Origin of the sequence: Rahnella aquatilis CIP 78.65 = ATCC 33071 (genome assembly GCF_000241955.1) — a bacterium.
GTDB classification, from domain to species: domain Bacteria; phylum Pseudomonadota; class Gammaproteobacteria; order Enterobacterales; family Enterobacteriaceae; genus Rahnella; species Rahnella aquatilis.
The window spans coordinates 4774849-4790715 of the sequence record NC_016818.1; the positions used below are offsets into that span (position 1 = coordinate 4774849).

The following is a 15867-nucleotide window of genomic DNA, read 5'->3' on the forward strand; positions in this document are numbered from 1 at the left end:
ATTACTCTACGCGGCTACTGTTTTCTCATTTACTGATTTGTCTGGCGCACATCCATGTTACTCACCGTTCTTTATATTATTGGGATCACCGCAGAAGCCATGACCGGTGCCCTGGCTGCCGGACGTCGGAAAATGGACTCCTTTGGTGTCATTATTATTGCCGCAGCAACCGCCATTGGCGGCGGCTCTGTTCGCGACATGTTGTTAGGGCATTATCCATTGGGATGGGTTAAGCACCCGGAGTACATCGTGATTGTGGCTGTCGCCGCGCTGATGACCACCTGGCTGGCCCCTTTAATGCAACATCTGCGAAAGCTCTTTTTAGTGCTTGATGCCGTAGGGCTGGTGGTGTTTTCCATTATCGGCACACAAGTGGCACTCGATATGGGACATGGCGCTATCATTGCTTCCGTTTGTGCCGTTATTACCGGTGTTTTTGGTGGCGTGCTGCGGGACATGATGTGCAATCAGATCCCGCTGGTGTTTCAGAAAGAAATTTATGCCGGGGTATCTTTTGCCTCAGCCTGGGTATACATCGGACTGCAATATTTCTCACTACCCCATAATCTGATCGTTATCATCACGCTGCTGATCGGCTTTACCGCACGTCTTATCGCGCTGCGTTTTCGCCTAGGATTACCTGTATTTAATTACCCGCATTCGGACCACTAATGCGTCCTTCCGTGTAGCCCGTTAGCGGAATGCAGGCAATTGCACCTGCTTCAGAGTTTCGGTCAAAATCTCAACGTCCGGATGATGAATAAAATCAAAAACCTGAGCGGCCCGCTTTCTCCCGATCCCCTCAGTCATTTCCCAGTCGCGAGACGTCAGTTGTTTCAACCTGTTCCAGCTTTGCTGGCGTTCTGCAAATCCCAGGGCAAAAGAAGGAAATCCTATTGCTGACAGCCAGCGCCGGAAGCTCCTTTCGCGTGCAAGATGAATTTGCGCCATCAGCTTTTGCGCCTGTTTAACACCGATACCCGGAACCGCAGCCAGCTCTTTTTCGTTAAAGCTTAACCAACTGATCAGAGAATCCGCCGGGGAAGCATCCAGTAACTTTTGCCATGTGGCCCCGCCGAACCCCGCCATATCTAACGCTTCCGGCCCGCTAAGCCAGATCAGACGTGAGAGAAACTGCTGCATGCAGCCCGGTTCAGGCGTAAAGCAGGAAAGTGGGTTATAGCGCGTTGGATCAGGCAAAGGCATCTCCATACGCTCACTTACCCGCCATGTCACTTCATCCAGGCGCGGGATCCCCTGTCCGGCCAGCGCGATAGCGACCTGATCACCGGGAAGAACATCCCATTGCCTGAAGCGGCTGACCGATCCCAAACTCACCTTACTGATTAACTTATCGTCCAGCCTCAGGGGTTTCAGTTGTAGGATAACGGTCACTTTCCCGCTTCGCCCTGTGGTGGTGGTGATACCCGTGACATCGGTGAGCTGTCTGGCGGGTGGATATTTCCAGGCGACCGCCCAGATTGCAGGTTTATTTTGCCAATATTTCCCCGCAGGCTCTTCTTGCTGACGAATAACCACGCCATCCGTCGCAAAAGGCAGAGGCTGATGAAACCAGTCTTCACGCCATTTTGCGACATCTTCGACAGAGCTCACCGCAAGCGTGAACTGAGCCACAACCGGAAAACCGAACTGTCTGAGTTTCTCCAGATGATCAGTCATAAGCGTGGGTCCGTCCGGCCATGACCAAATAAAAATACCTGTCTGCTTCAACAGGTCAGAAGCAGAGGCACGCATCATTGCACCTGCAACTTTCGATCTTGCATTCATCCCGCCCTCAGCACGTTGTTGATGACCGGTCATCTTCAGATAAAGCTCGCCCTGTAATATCAACTCAGGGCTCATGTCCGGAATGCTGAGCGGGATCGCCGGAATTGAAGCGGCTTTTACCGTCCAGTTTTGTCCTTTCTCACCGTCGCCACGACTTACCAGTGCGGCCAACTGCCCATAACGGTAAATCAGCGACACCGCCACGCCATCGATTTTGGGCTGAACCCACAGATTCTTTCGCCCCTGCATCCAGTTTGCGACAGCGTGTTTATCTTTCATTTTATGCAGGCCGGTATGCGCTACCGGATGCGTAAATTCAGCATCATCACTGACTGGCACTGTCAGTTCAGGCACCGGCTGGCTGGCACACTGTAGCCAGAGGCGTTGTTTCTGACGCAAATGATCATAGACCGAGTCTTCTATCGGGCTGCTGCCGGACTGATGGTAGGCTGCATCCCATTGAGTCAGTTGAGCAGTGAGGTGACGGATTTCCTGTGTCAGTCGTTCTGACGGCCAGACAGGACATTCCGGCGACGGCATATTTTTACCGGAAGCAGAGAAAGTAAAAGGGAACAGGCAGATAAGAAAAATAAACTGGCGCATTAGCACCTCCTTGTGAAGGCCAGTAAACGCCGGTGTAATTTATCCTGCCAGTGGCATAACCGCTTCTTGCGAGATGCCTTCCTGATTATTTCATCAGTTGCTGCAACGAAGAGAAAATTTGGAATGCGGTACGTAAATCTGTCAGGAAAGACTATTTTCTCTGGCAAAGTTGCGATGAAATACGTCTGGGCACTGCACCGAATGCGGCGAGCGTGTATACTGTGCGAGAGATCACTCTTCGCATACTTCCTATCAACCCATTCAGTTGAAACATCATCATGGTTCAAGGCACGCTATATATTGTCTCCGCCCCTAGTGGAGCAGGCAAATCAAGTCTGATTCAGGCTTTACTTAAAACACAACCGCTCTACGACACACAGGTTTCTATTTCTCATACGACCCGTGCTATACGTCCGGGCGAGAAAGATGGCGAGCATTACTTCTTTGTCGATAAAGAAGCGTTTCGCGAGATGATTGAACATGATGCCTTTTTAGAACACGCCGAAGTTTTTGGTAATTATTACGGGACTTCGCGTGAAACCATTGAGCAGATTTTAGCGTCGGGTGTGGATGTTTTTCTGGATATTGACTGGCAGGGCGCGCAGCAAATCCGAAAAAAAATGCCGCAGGCTCGCAGTATCTTTGTCTTGCCGCCATCGAAAGATGAGCTAGACCGCCGCCTGCGTGGCCGCGGGCAAGACAGCGAAGAAGTTATCGCCAAACGTATGGCACAAGCTGTGGCTGAAATGACACACTTTGCCGAATACGACTATTTAATCGTGAATGATGATTTTGATCTGGCTTTATCGGATTTAAAAACCATTATTCGCGCTGAACGTCTGCGTCTGAGCCGTCAGCGGCTCCGTCATGACGGATTAATCACCAAACTATTGGCAGACTGAAGTCACTTTCAGTATTATGCCCAGTCTTTCGTCACCCTGTGGAGTAGCACATATATGGCACGCGTAACTGTTCAAGACGCTGTTGAAAAAATTGGTAACCGTTTTGACCTGGTGTTGGTGGCTGCTCGTCGCGCACGCCAGCTGCAATCTGGTGGTAAAGATCCACTGGTCGCTGAAGAAAACGATAAATTCACTGTCATTGCCCTGCGCGAAATCGAAGAAGGCCTGATCACCAATCAGATCCTCGACGTTCGTGACCGTCAGGAGCAACAAGAGCAGGAAGCCGCAGAGATTCAGGCAGTGACTGCCATCGCTGAAGGCCGTCGTTAATTAACGAAACGGATCTCACTTGTATATCTTTGAAAGCCTGAATCAACTGATTCAAAAATACCTGCCGGAGGAGCAAATTAAGCGCCTCGTGCAGGCTTACCTCGTGGCGCGGGATGCGCACGAGGGGCAGACACGTTCCAGCGGTGAGCCGTATATTACTCACCCGGTGGCCGTGGCATGTATTTTGGCTGAAATGAGGCTCGATCACGAGACTCTGATGGCGGCGTTATTACACGACGTTATCGAAGACACGCCTGCAACTTACCAGGATATGGAACAACTGTTTGGCAAAAGCGTTGCTGAGCTGGTTGAAGGCGTTTCAAAGTTAGACAAGCTGAAATTCCGCGATAAGAAAGAAGCGCAGGCGGAAAACTTCCGCAAAATGGTCATGGCAATGGTGCAAGACATCCGCGTCATCCTGATCAAACTCGCTGACCGTACCCATAACATGCGCACACTGGGCTCTTTGCGCCCGGATAAACGTCGCCGCATTGCCCGCGAAACGCTGGAAATTTACAGCCCGCTGGCGCACCGTTTGGGTATTCATCACCTGAAAACCGAGCTCGAAGAGCTAGGCTTCGAAGCCCTCTATCCAAACCGTTATCGCGTCATCAAAGAAGTGGTGAAAGCCGCACGTGGTAATCGTAAAGAGATGATTCAGAAAATCCTCTCTGAGATAGAAGGCCGTTTGACCGAAGCGGGTATTCAGTGCCGTGTCAGTGGTCGCGAAAAACACCTGTATTCTATCTATTGCAAAATGCACCTGAAGGAACAGCGTTTCCATTCCATTATGGATATCTACGCCTTCCGGGTGATCGTTAAAGAACTCGATACCTGTTATCGCGTGTTAGGACAGGCACATAGCTTGTACAAACCGCGTCCGGGTCGGGTTAAAGATTACATTGCCATCCCCAAAGCCAACGGCTATCAATCTTTGCATACTTCGCTAATCGGCCCGCATGGTGTGCCGGTTGAAGTGCAGATCCGTACTGAAGATATGGATCAGATGGCGGAAATGGGGGTTGCGGCGCACTGGGCTTATAAAGAGAACAGTGAAACCAGCACCACGGCGCAGATCCGCGCTCAACGTTGGTTACAGAGTCTGCTCGAACTGCAACAAAGTGCGGGTAACTCCTTTGAATTTATTGAGAGCGTAAAATCGGATCTGTTTCCGGACGAGATTTACGTCTTTACGCCGGAAGGTCGTATTGTCGAATTGCCTGCGGGCGCGACACCGGTCGACTTTGCTTACGCCGTGCATACCGATATCGGCCATGCCTGTGTCGGCGCGCGCGTAGACCGACAGCCTTATCCGCTCTCGCAACCGCTGACCAGCGGACAGACCATCGAAATCATTACCGCACCGGGCGCCCGTCCGAATGCCGCCTGGCTGAACTTTGTCGTCAGCTCGCGCGCTCGTGCAAAAATTCGCCAGATGCTTAAAAACCTGAAACGTGATGATTCCGTTTCACTAGGCCGTCGCCTGCTGAATCATGCGCTGGGTGCCGGTAAAAAGCTCTCCGATATTCCGCCGGAAAATATCAAAAACGAGCTGGATCGCATGAAGCTCGCCGCGATGGATGACCTGCTGGCTGAAATCGGCCTCGGCAATGCCATGAGCGTGGTAGTTGCCAAAAATCTGATGGGTGACCAGTCTTCAATGGCCTCGTCAGGTACCCGTAATCTGCCGATTAAAGGCGCAGATGGCGTGCTGATTACGTTCGCGAAATGCTGCCGTCCGATCCCCGGCGACCCGATTATTGCGCACGTCAGTCCGGGAAAAGGACTGGTGATCCACCATGAATCCTGCCGTAATATTCGCGGTTATCAGAAAGAACCTGAGAAATTCATGGCCGTTGACTGGGATGACCATCAGGAAACTGATCAGGAATTTATCGCTGAAATCAAAGTCGATATGTTCAACCATCAGGGCGCTCTGGCGAACCTGACCGCTGCGATCAATGCCGCACAATCGAACATTCAGAGTCTGAGCACCGAAGAAAAAGACGGTCGCGTCTACAGCGCCTTTATCCGCCTGACGACCCGCGATCGCGTTCATCTGGCGAACATCATGCGTAAAATTCGTATCATGCCGGACGTCATCAAAGTTACCCGCAACCGAAACTGATTGTTATGACCCCAGAACGTTATGCACGCATCCGCGAAATGCTTGCGGCCCGACAACCAGACCTGACGGTCTGCATGGAGCAGGTGCATAAGCCGCATAACGTTTCTGCCGTCATCCGCACGGCAGACGCCGTCGGCGTTCATGAAATTCATGCTGTCTGGCCAACCACCCGGATGAAGACGCTGGTTTCTTCGGCGGCGGGCAGCAACAGCTGGGTTCAGGTCCGAACGCACAAAACTATTCAGGATGCCGTCGCCAAAATGAAAGCGAAAGGCATGCAAATCCTGGCAACAAACTTGTCAGAGAAAGCCGTCGACTTCCGCGCGATTGATTACACCCGTCCGACCTGTATTTTGCTGGGTCAGGAAAAAACCGGGATCACGCCTGAAGCGTTAGCACTGGCAGACAGCGATATCATCATTCCAATGATCGGTATGGTGCAATCACTGAACGTCTCTGTTGCCTCGGCACTTATCCTTTACGAAGCCCAGCGCCAGCGCGAAAATGCAGGTATGTATCGCCGTGACAGCAGCCTGCTGAGCGAGAAAGAACAGCAGCGACTACTGTTTGAAGGGGGTTATCCGGTTCTGTCGAATGTGGCGAAGCGAAAGAAGCTTCCCCGCCCTTTCATTGACGATCACGGGCAAATCATTGCCAATGATGAATGGTGGTCGGCAATGCAAATGACGGTTAAAAAAAGATGAAAGGCCGCCTGCTCGACGCCATCCCGCTGACGTCGCTTTCCGGCGTCGGAGCCAGTCAGGCAGATAAACTCACCAAACTCGGCCTTGAAACTATTCAGGATTTACTGCTTCATCTTCCTTTACGCTATGAAGATCGTACCCGCCTTTACACCATCAATGATTTGCAGCCCGGTATTTTCGCCACCATAGAAGGCGAAGTCCTGCGCAGCGATATCAGTTTTGGTCGCCGCAGAATGCTGACCTGTCAGATAAGCGACGGTACCGGCATGGTGACATTACGCTTCTTCAACTTTAACGCCGCGATGAAAAACAGTCTGGCCGCAGGCCGTCGTGTCACTGCTTATGGTGAAATCAAACGCGGCACAATCGGCGCAGAAATCATTCATCCGGAATACCGCATTCAGGGTGAAAACAGCGAAGTGGTTTTGCAGGAATCGCTGACACCGGTTTACCCGACAACAGAAGGCATTCGTCAGGCAACGCTGCGTAAACTGACCGATCAGGCACTTGAACTGCTCGACACCGTACCTATCGCCGAACTGTTGCCAGAGGAACTGAGCCGGTCGCTGATCCCGCTTCCTCAGGCGCTGCATTTGCTACACCGTCCGCCGCCAGATATCCAGCTTGCAGACCTTGAAAAAGGTCATCATCCGGCTCAGCGTCGCCTGATTATGGAAGAGTTGCTGGCACACAATCTTAGTATGCTGGCCGTCCGTGCCGGTACACAAAGTTATAAAGCCCTGCCGTTGCATCATGATGATCGGTTGAAAAATCAGTTTCTCGCGTCCCTTCCTTTCAGTCCGACCGGTGCACAACAGCGCGTGGTAGCTGAAATCGAGCAGGACTTAGCGAAAAGTTATCCGATGATGCGCCTGGTTCAGGGCGACGTCGGTTCAGGTAAAACACTGGTGGCAGCCCTTGCCGCACTTTGCGCTATCGCACAGGGGCAGCAGGTCGGATTAATGGCACCGACAGAATTGCTGGCCGAACAGCATGCGAATAATTTCCGTCAGTGGTTTGAACCGCTGGGCATTCAGGTCGGCTGGCTGGCGGGTAAACAAAAGGGTAAAGCCCGGCAGGCGCAGCAGGATGCGATCGCCAGCGGACAGGTTTCGATGGTGGTGGGGACGCACGCTATCTTTCAGGAACAGGTTTTGTTCTCCTCACTGTCGCTGGTCATTATCGATGAACAACACCGTTTCGGTGTGCACCAGCGTCTGGCGTTGTGGGAAAAAGGTTTGCAACAGGGCTTCCACCCGCATCAGCTGATCATGACCGCCACGCCGATCCCACGCACACTGGCAATGACCGCTTACGCTGATCTCGATACCTCAGTGATCGACGAACTCCCGCCAGGCCGCACGCCGGTGACCACTGTTGCCATTCCGGACACCCGTCGCAGCGACATTATCAGCCGCGTCAAAAGTGCCTGCGAGCAGGAAAATCGTCAGGCTTATTGGGTTTGTACACTGATTGAAGAATCAGAAATGCTGGAGGCTCAGGCCGCTGAAGCCACATGGGAAGGCCTGAAAGAGGCGCTTCCGGCGCTGAATATCGGGCTGGTTCATGGTCGCATGAAAGCCCAGGAAAAGCAGGCCGTTATGCAGGCGTTCAAACAAGGGGAAGTGCAGCTTCTGGTGGCAACGACTGTCATTGAAGTCGGTGTTGACGTCCCGAATGCCAGCCTGATGATTATCGAAAACCCGGAGCGTTTAGGGTTGGCGCAGTTGCATCAGTTACGCGGACGCGTTGGCCGTGGCGCCGTTGCTTCTCACTGTGTGTTGCTCTACAAAACGCCGCTCAGCAAAACAGCGCAGAAACGTTTGCAGGTTTTACGCGACAGCAACGACGGCTTCGTTATTGCTCAGCAGGATTTAGAAATCCGCGGGCCGGGCGAGCTGCTGGGTACGCGCCAGACAGGCAGTGCCGAGTTTAAAGTCGCTGACTTATTACGTGATCAGGCGATGATCCCGGATGTACAGCGCATCGCCCGTTATCTGCAGCAACAATTCCCTGACCATGCCAAAGCCCTGATTGAGCGCTGGCTGCCAGAACGCGTCCGCTATACCAACGCCTGAGTCTCCCTTTCCTGCTCGTATACTCTCGAAACATTATTGAAAATGATGTGTTACCCCCAACACATTGTTGCCATTTTTCCTTATCTCCCCCTCAACCCCGCTTTACACACAGGTTATTTGATAACCTTCACAGAGTGAGGTAAAGCCGGTAACCGGTTCCACATCCCGCCACTACACTGATGATAATTAAGGCAACCCTGTCTGATGTCCTCAACATAAGGTCAAATCATCATGAGTATCAGCCAATCCCTCTTTACCTTTATAGAACAGAAAATCAGCCCCTTTGCCGCCCGGCTGTCCTCTCAGCGACATGTCATGGCGGTGCGCGACGGCTTTATTTCAGCAATGCCGTTTATGATTGTTGGATCATTTTTATTGGTTTTCGTGCATCCACCCTTTTCGCCTGAATCATCATGGGGTTTCGCAAGAAGCTGGCTGGCGCTCTCGGCAAAATATGAAGTGCAGATCCTGACGCCGTTCAATATGACGATGGGTATCATGTCTATCTATATCTCGGCATCGATCGCCTACAATCTGGCAAGAAGTTACAAACTTGACCCGTTCATGACCGCCATGCTGGCGCTGATGTCTTTCCTGCTGGTCGCAGCACCGCAGATTGATGAAAAGATGTCGACAGCAGCGCTGGGCGGCGTGGGGATCTTTACCGCCATTCTGGTGGCAATTTATGTCACCGAGCTGACGCGATTACTGAAAAAATACAATATTGGTATCCGTTTACCCGAACAGGTGCCTTCAAACATCAAGCATTCGTTTGATTTGCTGATCCCGATTGTTGCCGTGGTGGTGACACTTTTCCCGCTGAGCCTGCTGATACAATCAGGGTTTGATATGTTGTTGCCACAGGCGATTATGGCGCTGTTCGAACCACTGATTTCTGCCGCCGACTCGCTGCCTGCTGTACTTCTCGCCGTGCTGATTTGCCATCTGCTGTGGTTTGCCGGTATTCATGGCTCGGCCATTGTTTCCGGCATGCTGCAGGCTTTTTGGTTAACCAATCTCGGCCTGAATCAGACAGATCTCGCCGCCGGTTTACCGATGACACACATCATGACCGAGGCATTCTGGAATTTTCTGATTGTGATTGGCGGGTCCGGTGCAACCATAGGGCTGGTGCTGCTGTTTTGTCGCAGCAAGTCAGCACACCTGCGCACGATGGGAAAACTCAGCCTGGTGCCAAGCTGTTTCAATATCAATGAACCGGTGATTTTCGGCACGCCTATCGTGATGAACCCGGTCTTTTTCATCCCCTTCCTGCTGGCACCGATGGTCAACGCCGTCATCGCCTATTTAGCCGTTTCGACGGATATTCTTCCGCACATGATTTCACTGGTTCCGTGGACATCTCCGGCGCCGATTGGTGCGGCATGGGCAATGGGCTGGGATTTCAAAGTGTCGGTTCTGGTCATCCTGCTGATGGCGTTGTCGATGGTAATTTATTATCCATTCTTCAAAGTCTACGAGAAGCAGTTACTGACCCAGGAGAAAGCCGCTGAGGCCGAACAGATGTTCACTGAAAAGGCGGATGCGGCACAATAAACCTGGCGGGAAGGAATAAATCAGGCACAGAAATGATATTTCTGTGCCTTTTTTTAGCTGATGGCCGGGAATATCGGCAGCATCAGATAGAGTTTAATCACAATCGCATTGGCAATATCGATGAAGAATGCGCCCACCATCGGCACCACCAGAAACGCAAGATGCGAAGGCCCGAACTGGTTGGTGATCGCCTGCATATTGGCAATGGCCGTCGGGGTGGCACCCAGCCCGAAACCACAGTGCCCTGCCGCCAGCACCGCCGCGTCGTAGTTTTTCCCCATCACGCGATAAGTCACGAAAATCGCGTAAAGTGCCATTGCAAGGGTTTGTACGATAAGAATCGCCATCATCGGCACCGCGAGTGACGCCATCTCCCACAACTTAAGGCTCATCAATGCCATGGCGAGGAACAGCGATAAACTGACGTTGCCCAGCACGGATACTGCACGGTCGAAGACACGGTAAAAACCGAGCCATGCCAGCATATTACTCAGGATCACACCGACAAAGAGCACGCAGACAAAGGTTGGAATTTCAAATGCCGAGCCTTGCAACAGGCCGGAGATGTGCGTCCCCGCCATCAGGCAGATCGCAATCAGCGCGATGGTTTCCACCATCACCAGTGGCGTGATCATCCTGCCAATCGACGGTTTCTCAAATGCGCTCGGATCGACCGTATCTTCAGGTGTGCCTTGAGGTGTGGAAGAATGGCTCACCAGATAGCGCGCTACCGGGCCGCCAATAATGCCGCCGAGCACCAGACCAAAGGTCGCGCAAGCCATCGCGACTTCCGTCGCATTTTCAAAACCATAACGCTCGATAAACAGCTTGCTCCATGCCGCGCCGGTGCCGTGGCCGCCTGAAAGGGTAATCGACCCCGCCAGCAAACCCATCAGCGGGTCCAGCCCCAGCATTTTCGCCATACCGATACCAATGGCATTTTGTAAAAGCAGTAAACCCACGACAATAAACACCAGCAGAAACAGGGATTTTCCGCCTGCCCGCAGGCTTGCAAGATTGGCATTAAGGCCAATGGTTGCGAAGAAGGCCAGCATCAGTGGCTCTTTTAAAGACATGTCGAAACCGACTTCCCAGCCGAACATCTGATTGGCGATCAGCAACAGCAAAGCGACCAGCAAACCACCGGCAACGGGTTCAGGAATGGTGTATTTTTTGAGGAATTTGACCGACTGAACGCATTTCCGTCCTAAAAGGAGTACCAGTGTGGCGGCAACCAGTGTGCCGTAGGTATCGAGTTGAATCATTCACGAACTCCATTTTAAAATAAATACAATAAAATTAATTGCTTATAAAATTTTCACTGACATGTTTTTTCCCAGAAGCTGAATTAGAAGTCATTCACGCTGCATCAGGCAAGAAAAACAGGCTATAAATCCCGCCCAATCCCAAACCAGCCGTGGAATATTGCCGTTAGCAAACGATTGCTTTTATCGTTAATTTCAATAAAAATGCCCGCTTTGCCGCTTATTGGAATGCCACAGCATGAGTTCGCAACCCGCAGAACAAGAAACACAGCAACCCGATCTCTCCCGCCAGCAAAAAAGTGAACTGATTTACCGGCTCGAGGACCGCCCGCCTTTACCTCAGACGTTATTCGCCGCCTGTCAGCACCTGCTGGCGATGTTTGTTGCGGTAATCACACCGGCATTACTGATTTGTCAGGCGCTGGGTTTACCTGCGCAGGACACGCAGCACATCATCAGCATGTCGCTGTTCGCCTCTGGCCTGGCGTCTATTTTGCAGATTAAAACCTGGGGGCCGGTCGGCTCAGGTTTACTTTCGATTCAGGGCACCAGCTTTAACTTTGTCGCTCCGCTTATCATGGGCGGGATGGCGCTGAAAAATGGCGGTGCGGATGTGCCGACCATGATGGCGGCGCTGTTCGGCACGCTGATGCTGGCTTCCTGTACCGAAATCATTCTTTCCCGTTTCCTGCATCTCGCGCGCCGCATTATTACGCCGCTGGTTTCCGGCATCGTGGTAATGATTATCGGGCTGTCACTGATTCAGGTCGGGCTGACATCTATCGGCGGCGGATATGCAGCCATGAGCGATCACACTTTCGGCGCACCGAAAAATCTGCTGCTGGCCGCCGTCGTGCTGGTGGTGATTGTTCTGCTAAACCGTCAACGTAATCCTTACCTGCGCGTGGCATCTCTGGTTATCGCGATGGCTGTGGGTTATCTGGTGGCCTGGATGACGGGCATGTTGCCAACCGTCGCGCCAGCCGCGCAAGGTAACTGGATAACATTACCGACGCCGCTGTATTACGGGCTGGGTTTTGACTGGAATCTGCTGATCCCGCTGATGCTGATTTTCATGGTGACATCGCTGGAAACCATCGGTGATATTACGGCCACTTCAGACGTTTCTGAGCAGCCAGTCAGCGGCCCGCTTTACATGAAGCGCATCAAAGGCGGCGTGCTGGCCAATGGCCTGAACTCGATGCTTTCTGCGGTATTTAACACCTTCCCGAATTCCTGCTTCGGACAAAACAACGGCGTCATTCAGCTGACCGGCGTTGCCAGCCGTTATGTCGGTTTTGTGGTCGCGCTGATGCTGATTCTCCTCGGGCTGTTCCCTGCCGTTGCAGGCTTTGTGCAGCATATTCCTGAACCGGTGCTGGGTGGCGCCACCATCGTGATGTTCGGTACCATTGCCGCTTCGGGTGTGCGTATTGTTTCCCGCGAGCGTCTGAACCGCCGCGCGATTATGATCATGGCGCTTTCTCTCGCTGTCGGTATGGGTGTTTCCCAGCAACCGCTGATCCTGCAATTCGCGCCAGACTGGCTGAAAACCCTTCTCTCTTCTGGCATTGCGGCAGGCGGCATTACTGCGATTGTTCTGAATCTGGTTTTCCCTCACGAAAAGTAATCACCGGATGTAATCCGCGTGCAACAGCGGCAGAAGGTCTGGAACCCCTGCCGCTTTTTATTGCCTCCATTCGGCTAACCTGTTGAGAAAAGTCGCTGTTTGCGGCATAAACAAAGAATCTTTTTCCATTTTCCCGTTACAGGGCTCCAGACGATGAGATTTATCGGTAAAATTTTGCTGACGTTCGCCTTACTTCTGGTGCTGGCGATCGTGCTGGTGTACGTCCTGTTGCAAACCCGCTGGGCGGCTGGCTGGGTCAGTCGCTGGGTCAGCAATAACAGCGAGTACCGTCTCTCCGTGGAGAAACTCGACCATAACTGGTCGTCGCCGGGTCGGGTGACGTTAAACAATGTTGTCTTCGGGCAAAAGAATCACCCGGAAATTCTCAGTGCCGGGGAAGTCGATCTGGATTTAAGCTGGCGTCAGATCACCGAACCGCGCTTTTTCGATCGCGTCGTGCTGGTCAGCGGACGTCTCAATGTCAGCCCTTCGTCAATGAATTTGCCATTGCAGGCCAATACCCTGCAACTGAGTAAAATGGCGCTCACCGGCAATACCGCTGGCTTAGACATTCAGGGTCAGCAGATTAACGCCGGTATTTCACCGTGGCAGCCTAAACCCAATCAGCTTTTAGGCGATAAAGCCGACTTCCAGTTAAGCGCCGCCAGCCTGACCGTCAACGGCCTGCCAGCCGAAAATGTGCTGATTCAGGGCAACATCAATAATAAAAATCTGACGCTGAGTAATTTTGGCGGCGATCTGGCGCGCGGTCAGCTAACGGGCAAAGCCACACAGGCCGCCGACGGTAGCTGGAACATTGAAAACCTGCGTCTGAGCAATGTGCGTCTGCAAACTTCAAAACCGCTTTCAGCTTTCTTCGACGACTTCCAGTCCCTGCCCAAAGTGACTATTCAGCGCTTTGATCTGATCGACGCCCGTTTACAGGGAACGGATTGGGCATTCAGCGACGTTGATTTGTCCGTGCAAGATCTGACGCTTGAAAAAGGTGACTGGCAAAGCGATGACGGCGAAATCACGCTGAATGCGACCGACATGATTGACGGTAATCTGCATATTCAGGATCCGATCATCAGCCTCGACCTTTCGCCGCAGGGCATTGCGATCAAACAAGCGACGGCACGCTGGGAGCGCAGTTTACTGCGCATGACCGGCAACTGGCTGCGCGCCAACAAACGCCTTCAGCTTGATGAAGTGTCTGTTGCGGGACTGGAATACACCTTGCCGGAAAACTGGAAACAACTCTGGAATCAGGCACTGCCGGATTCGCTGTCTGAAGTCTTTATCAGCCGGTTCATTGCTAACCGGAACCTGATTATTGATATCAATCCGCAGTTCCCCTTCCAGCTGACCGCGCTTGATGGACTCGGCAGTAACCTGCTGCTGGCGCGTAATCATCAGTGGGGGATCTGGAACGGTAAGCTGAATCTGAATGCCAGCGAAGCGACGTTCAACCGCAATGACGTGCGCCGTCCTTCCATCACGCTGGAGGCGAACGATCGTCAGGTAAATATTGCAGAGCTGAGTGCCTTTACCAAAGAAGGATTGCTGGAAGCCAGTGCGACAGTTGATCAACAGCCGCAGCGTCATTTCTCTGTGAAGATGACCGGTCGCTCGGTACCGGCAAATCAGCTGGAAAACTGGGGATGGCCACATGTGGCAATGGAAGGTAACGCCAATATGCAACTGAATCTGCAAGGGCAGATGCCAGCAAACGTGGATTACAAACCCACGCTCAGCGGTACCTTACAGATAAACGGCAGCCAGAGCATTGACCAGACAATGGTGAACGGACTGGTTTCCGGTGCGCAAGCGCCCGCTGTTCCCTAAATCAGTTCAGCGGCCATAATGCAAAAGGCACCGCCATTGCGGTGCCTTTTGTTTGGGATTAACACAAATCAGTTAATTTCAGGTTCCAGCGGTGCGCCTGGCGCGGCGGGCAACACCAGATAAGTGCCTTCAAATACCGCGCCGTCTATCTCATCGCCGTACAAATTCACTTCGAGTTGCACGCGCGCTTTACGCCCGCGGGCCAGACGGTCGAGATCACCACGGACAGAGCCCAGATCGGCAACAGCACGAGGTCTTCCGGTCACCGGCATGCTGTAACGGATATGTGCATCCGCCAGCACAATGGTGCCACCCAGATGACGTTCACGTAGCAACAGCCAGATCAGCCCCCAGCCGGTCAGCGTTGCCAGCGAAAACAAACTGCCAGCGAATAACGTATGGTGAGGATTCTGGTTGCCCGTTTCCGGCATCGTGGTGACAAATCGCTGCCCGGTGTACTGACTGATACGCACGCCCATTTTTTCGCTGAGCGGGATATGGTCATACCAGGCCTGTTGCAGCTGACCGCACCAGTCGGGACGATGCAGAATATCATCCAGCGTTTCGATGGGTTTGATCATCAGGAAATGGCGAACCGGCGTGGTTTGCGGTGTGGTGATTTCACCCTGATTTACAAAGCCCAGTTTGGCAAAGAAATCCACGGCATCTTCGCGGGCGCTACAGACCACACGTTTTACCCCTTCCTGACGCGCCACAGACTCCAGGGTCATCGCGACCAGCGTCCCCAGCCCTTTGTCCTGGACATTCGGATCAACCGCCAGAAAGCGGATAGAGGCTTCGTTATCGGCATTGATGTATAAACGACCAACCGCCACCGGTTCGCCATTTTCATCAACCACCATCTGATGATGGGCGATGGAATCGTAGGCATCACGCTCTGAACCCTCCGGCTGATGCAACGGTTTACGCAGCATTTCCCAGCGGAATCGGTAATAGGCGGCCAGTTCTTTTTCGGTCGTCGGTACTCTCAGATGATACATAGATGCTTTCTCTCCGGCGTTATGCCTTATGGA

Annotated in this window: 12 protein-coding genes; 9 read left to right on the forward strand and 3 right to left on the reverse strand. The window is 52.6% G+C overall.

Going from position 1 to position 15867, the window contains the following annotated elements:
- Nucleotides 1–54 precede the first annotated feature (54 nt).
- Nucleotides 55–672: a trimeric intracellular cation channel family protein gene (locus tag RAHAQ2_RS21615; protein ID WP_015699235.1), complete on the forward strand. Its 618-nt coding sequence runs from the start codon at nt 55–57 to the stop codon at nt 670–672.
- Nucleotides 673–693: 21 nt separating this feature from the next.
- On the opposite strand, the gene ligB is transcribed toward RAHAQ2_RS21615, so the two are convergent.
- Nucleotides 694–2391: an NAD-dependent DNA ligase LigB gene (ligB, locus tag RAHAQ2_RS21620; protein WP_015699236.1), complete on the reverse strand. Its 1698-nt coding sequence runs from the start codon at nt 2389–2391 to the stop codon at nt 694–696.
- A 278-nt stretch (nt 2392–2669) separates the two neighbouring features.
- Between ligB and gmk the strand changes: the two genes are divergently transcribed.
- The 6 genes from gmk (at nt 2670) to RAHAQ2_RS21650 (ending at nt 10090) form a co-directional block, all read left to right on the forward strand.
- The gene (gene gmk / locus RAHAQ2_RS21625) at nt 2670–3293 is read left to right on the forward strand and encodes a guanylate kinase (protein ID WP_015699237.1); all 624 of its coding nucleotides are present in this window, start codon (nt 2670–2672) and stop codon (nt 3291–3293) included.
- Nucleotides 3294–3347: 54 nt separating this feature from the next.
- Nucleotides 3348–3623 (forward strand): DNA-directed RNA polymerase subunit omega, encoded by a 276-nt coding sequence (rpoZ, locus tag RAHAQ2_RS21630; protein WP_015699238.1) that lies wholly within the window; start codon nt 3348–3350, stop codon nt 3621–3623.
- Between the two features lie 19 nt (nt 3624–3642).
- Nucleotides 3643–5751: a bifunctional GTP diphosphokinase/guanosine-3',5'-bis pyrophosphate 3'-pyrophosphohydrolase gene (gene spoT, locus RAHAQ2_RS21635; RefSeq protein WP_015699239.1), complete on the forward strand. Its 2109-nt coding sequence runs from the start codon at nt 3643–3645 to the stop codon at nt 5749–5751.
- 5 nt (nt 5752–5756) lie between these two features.
- Entirely contained in the window at nt 5757–6455 is a 699-nt protein-coding gene (gene trmH / locus RAHAQ2_RS21640) for a tRNA (guanosine(18)-2'-O)-methyltransferase TrmH (RefSeq protein WP_015699240.1), read from the forward strand.
- Nucleotides 6452–8533, forward strand: coding sequence for an ATP-dependent DNA helicase RecG (gene recG / locus RAHAQ2_RS21645; RefSeq protein ID WP_015699241.1), 2082 nt, complete (start codon nt 6452–6454; stop codon nt 8531–8533). The genes trmH and recG overlap by 4 nt, the downstream gene beginning before the upstream one ends.
- Nucleotides 8534–8764: 231 nt before the next feature.
- Entirely contained in the window at nt 8765–10090 is a 1326-nt protein-coding gene (locus tag RAHAQ2_RS21650) for a PTS cellobiose transporter subunit IIC (protein ID WP_015699242.1), read from the forward strand.
- Between the two features lie 53 nt (nt 10091–10143).
- On the opposite strand, the gene gltS is transcribed toward RAHAQ2_RS21650, so the two are convergent.
- On the reverse strand, nt 10144–11355 hold the full coding sequence (gltS, locus tag RAHAQ2_RS21655) for a sodium/glutamate symporter (protein WP_015699243.1): 1212 nt from the start codon (nt 11353–11355) through the stop codon (nt 10144–10146).
- Nucleotides 11356–11593: 238 nt separating this feature from the next.
- On the opposite strand from gltS, the gene RAHAQ2_RS21660 reads away from it, so the two are divergent.
- Complete coding sequence (locus RAHAQ2_RS21660; RefSeq protein WP_015699244.1) at nt 11594–12985, forward strand: nucleobase:cation symporter-2 family protein; 1392 nt, start codon at nt 11594–11596, stop codon at nt 12983–12985.
- Between the two features lie 153 nt (nt 12986–13138).
- The gene (locus RAHAQ2_RS21665; protein WP_015699245.1) at nt 13139–14833 is read left to right on the forward strand and encodes an AsmA family protein; all 1695 of its coding nucleotides are present in this window, start codon (nt 13139–13141) and stop codon (nt 14831–14833) included.
- Nucleotides 14834–14901: 68 nt separating this feature from the next.
- Here the strand turns inward: RAHAQ2_RS21665 and fabY are convergent, their stop codons facing one another.
- Nucleotides 14902–15834 carry a fatty acid biosynthesis protein FabY gene (gene fabY, locus RAHAQ2_RS21670; RefSeq protein WP_015699246.1) on the reverse strand — a complete coding sequence of 311 codons (933 nt, stop codon included), beginning with the start codon at nt 15832–15834 and terminating at the stop codon, nt 14902–14904.
- Nucleotides 15835–15867 lie beyond the last annotated feature (33 nt).